The sequence below is a fragment of the Prevotella pallens ATCC 700821 genome, from assembly GCF_000220255.1.
Taxonomy (GTDB): Bacteria; Bacteroidota; Bacteroidia; order Bacteroidales; family Bacteroidaceae; genus Prevotella; species Prevotella pallens.
In genome coordinates this window covers 75,056-78,453 of the sequence record NZ_GL982514.1, presented here as the reverse complement: position 1 = coordinate 78,453, position 3,398 = coordinate 75,056, and the positions used below count along the sequence as shown (strand labels likewise).

General features: G+C 41.1%; 6 protein-coding genes and 1 pseudogene. All 7 read right to left on the bottom strand.

From position 1 onward, the window contains the following. Nucleotides 1-258 (bottom strand): annotated as a pseudogene (locus tag HMPREF9144_RS13565) (phage baseplate assembly protein V); the annotation flags it as partial. A gap of 109 nt (nt 259-367) precedes the next feature. Beyond that, the gene (locus HMPREF9144_RS09540; RefSeq protein WP_006045790.1) at nt 368-1,015 is read right to left on the bottom strand and encodes an Imm44 family immunity protein; all 648 of its coding nucleotides are present in this window, start codon (nt 1,013-1,015) and stop codon (nt 368-370) included. Continuing rightward, a complete protein-coding gene (locus tag HMPREF9144_RS09535) occupies nt 1,003-1,377 on the bottom strand; it encodes a hypothetical protein (RefSeq protein ID WP_040595737.1) in 375 nt (124 codons plus the stop codon). The genes HMPREF9144_RS09540 and HMPREF9144_RS09535 overlap by 13 nt, the downstream gene beginning before the upstream one ends. Continuing rightward, on the bottom strand, nt 1,350-1,727 hold the full coding sequence (locus tag HMPREF9144_RS13835) for a cytidine deaminase-like fold-containing protein (RefSeq protein ID WP_006045788.1): 378 nt from the start codon (nt 1,725-1,727) through the stop codon (nt 1,350-1,352). The genes HMPREF9144_RS09535 and HMPREF9144_RS13835 overlap by 28 nt, the downstream gene beginning before the upstream one ends. Further along, nucleotides 1,691-2,011 (bottom strand): RHS repeat domain-containing protein, encoded by a 321-nt coding sequence (locus tag HMPREF9144_RS13945; protein ID WP_006045787.1) that lies wholly within the window; start codon nt 2,009-2,011, stop codon nt 1,691-1,693. Before HMPREF9144_RS13945 ends, HMPREF9144_RS13835 begins: the two co-directional genes overlap by 37 nt. 68 nt (nt 2,012-2,079) lie before the next feature. Next, the gene (locus HMPREF9144_RS09520; protein WP_025000581.1) at nt 2,080-2,709 is read right to left on the bottom strand and encodes an Imm44 family immunity protein; all 630 of its coding nucleotides are present in this window, start codon (nt 2,707-2,709) and stop codon (nt 2,080-2,082) included. A gap of 127 nt (nt 2,710-2,836) precedes the next feature. Beyond that, nucleotides 2,837-3,398 (bottom strand): RHS repeat-associated core domain-containing protein (locus HMPREF9144_RS09515; protein WP_006045785.1); only part of this gene is annotated, 562 nt, incomplete at its 5' end.

Below are 3,398 nucleotides of genomic sequence, written 5' to 3'. Positions count from 1 at the left end.
GATTGAACCGCTTCGGGTGGTAAGGCTTTTCTTGTGATTGGCAGCAAAGCCTCCGCTACCTGTCACTCCGTTAAACAAGCTACCCATAACGTATGGTCTTGCTGGATCACCATGACGGAAACCGAGGAGGACTTGGTCGCCTACCTCTGGAATGAAAACGAAGCCACGGTTGCTTTTTACGTCTTTGCTGCCACCACCATCTGGTGTCATCACACGCACCCAACTTGTTCGCATGTTGTCGGTTTGCCAGTCGTACCGCCAATCGTGGTGCAGCCCGTCGGGGAAGGTGAGCCGCACCAGTTCGTGCCGCTCGTCGTACTCCAGCGTGAAGGCGCGCCCCGTTAGTCAACGATTTCCAAATCCCGATTTACCCTTCTGCAATATTGTAGCTTTCTAGCGTCCAGACTTTATCTATCAGCCTATATTGGGCTGATAGCTGTGTCTGTTCGTCCACTTCCCACAATATGTCCTGTATTTTACCGTTATCAGTATCCGTGAACTTTTTTTGTCTTGGCTTTCCGAACAAAGCCATTGCACGATCGTAAGAAACATTCTCTATAACCGCCAACTTAAAACTGCCACTATCGTCAGGTAGCCAAAGGTTTTCAATGAGAAATAGGCGCATGTCCTCCACCAAATCTTTTTCAATGGGTTTGAGAACGGGCAACTTATATCTGTATTTCTTTATGTTCTCTGCAAAAAACGGGAAGAAATGCTTACCCATGATTCGCCGTTGCATTGCTATATTTTTCTTATATGGATGAAATTCTTCTTCGGACATTATCAAATCCATACCAAGATAATTGCAATCCTTCTCAAACCGGACTTTTGACCGGATGCCACGTGTGGTGTACAACGCTCTGAAACAAAAAGCGAACTCAAAATCTATTTGAGGATATTTCCTTTCTATTGTTAATGAAAATGCAACAAGTTCCTTGCCTATTTCACTAACCTTTACATAGCTAGGTGAATCAATTTGAATACTTACTCTGTTCATAATTTTTAATGATAGCATTTATTACCTGCTGGCTTTTTAAACAACACTTGCAAGATATAATCCAAGTTATCAAATGGCTGAGCAATGCTTATTATGAATGTATTGGGTAGATTTCCCTTTGTTGGATTGTCTACTTCAATTGTCAAAACAGAATCTTCTAATCTGAACCCTATATTATTGACATTGGAATACAAGAAATAGATTTGGTCGTTATATTCAAAATATATCTCTTCATCATAACTCAGCCGTGTCAATGATAAATATCCACATTTATTATTTAAAAATGTAAGTTGCATGATCTCTTCCCAATACTCTTTAGGGTTGATATCTATTTTTTTATTGCAAACAAACTTCAATGGCTCACTTCTGCAGCTCTCCATGATTTACCTCCATTTTTTACTTGATTTATTTCTTCTCCTTCAAATCTATATATTTTACCACTATTTAATTCATGTATTTCTAACTCACTTATACCCATAGATTTGGCATAATCCATAATAGCGGGTCTGCAACTTGGGCATATATCTAATCCCTCCACCATCAAAGTCGCTTTTCCCCCTCTTAGCCCCAAATCCTTGGCTTGTTTCATTGCATCTATTTCTGCATGCATACTAAACGTATTGGAATTTGTGTAGCCCAAATGTTGTAACTCAGGAATAGGACTCTCTATTCTTGGAATTCTTTGGGTTGGGTTTACTCCTTCAAATATTTTACCATTAATTTCAAACAAAGCAAATACATCAAGCCCCAATGGATCGATCCAACCATTTGTATCTTGGCATACCCATACAATGTAGGGTTGCCACCTGCCAACCCTATCGGGTCTTGGCTAATGTAGTTGTCCGAACTTGGGTCGTAGTAACGGAACCGATTATAATACAATCCCGTCTCCGCATCCTCATATTGCCCTTGATACTTGAAAGGAATGAACGCCGAAGGGCGTTTTCGCTGTCGTCCGTAGATGTCCAGTTCCTGTTCCCACACCTTGTCGCCCTGCTTGTCGTAGGCCTGCATGGGCGTACCGAGGTAGTCGGACACGATGGAGAAACACTCACCGTTGGCAACTATTTCCAAATCCCGATTTACCCTTCTGCAATATTGTAGCTTTCTAGCGTCCAGACTTTATCTATCAGCCTATATCGGGCTGATAGCTGTGTCTGTTCGTCCACTTCCCACAATATGTCCTGTATTTTACCGTTATCAGTATCCATGAACTTTTTTTGTCTTGGCTTTCCGAACAAAGCCATTGCACGATCGTAAGAAACATTCTCTATAACCGCCAACTTAAAACTGCCACTATCGTCAGGTAGCCAAAGGTTTTCAATGAGAAATAGGCGCATGTCCTCCACCAAATCTTTTTCAATGGGTTTGAGAACGGGCAACTTGTTTCTGTATTTCTTTATGTTCTCTGCAAAAAACGGGAAGAAATGTTTACCCATAATCCGCCGTTGCATAGAAACGTTATTCTTATAAGGATTAAATTCTTCTTCGGAGACTATCAAATCCATACCAAGATAATTGCAATCCTTCTCAAACCGGACTTTTGACCGGATGCCACGTGTGGTGTACAACGCTCTGAAACAAAATACAAAGCCAAAATCTATTTGCGCGTATTTTGTTTCTATCACTAAAGAAAACAATCGAAGGTCTTTACTAATCTCACTAACTTTCAGAAAGTTTGGAGAATCAGAAGTAATTCTTACTCTATCCATAATATTAATGAAAACATTTGTTGCCAGCGGGCTTTTTCCCAAATCGTTTTTCAAATTTCTTTATACGACTTGTCTCAGAATTTGGAATGGAACTTTTGCCGATTTATTGGGGGAATACTGTAAACGCTTATATTCTAAATTGTTCTTGTCTCAGCCATTTCTTAGTATATCTATTTTGAATTTCAGTACCATCTTTTTTTGTTCTGAAATTCGTTGTTTCCCCTATTTTCCAAGTATCTCCTTTCTTTAAATGTGTTTTGCCCATGGGCTTATCATTCCCCCATTCATACACATCATAATAACCATCCTTCGTTGCCACTAATTTGTATACTTCGGCAGTCAACCCTAGAACATCATTCCAATAGTTTACGTCCGACACGTATGCGTACAACGTAGGATTGCCACCTGCCAACCCTATCGGGTCTTGGCTGATATAACTCCCCGCCTTCGGGTCATAATACCTAAACCTATTATAGTACAATCCCGTTTCAGCGTCCTCGTACTGCCCTTGATACTTAAACGGAATGAAGGAGGAATTATTGTTGTCCTTCCTGCTCTTTCTACCGAAGCTGTCGAGTTTCTGCTCCCATACCTTGTTGCCCTCCTTGTCGTAGGCTTGCTGGGGCGTACCGAGATAGTCGGACACGATGGAGAAACACTCACCGTTGGCAACAAGCTTGGCGGCAGGT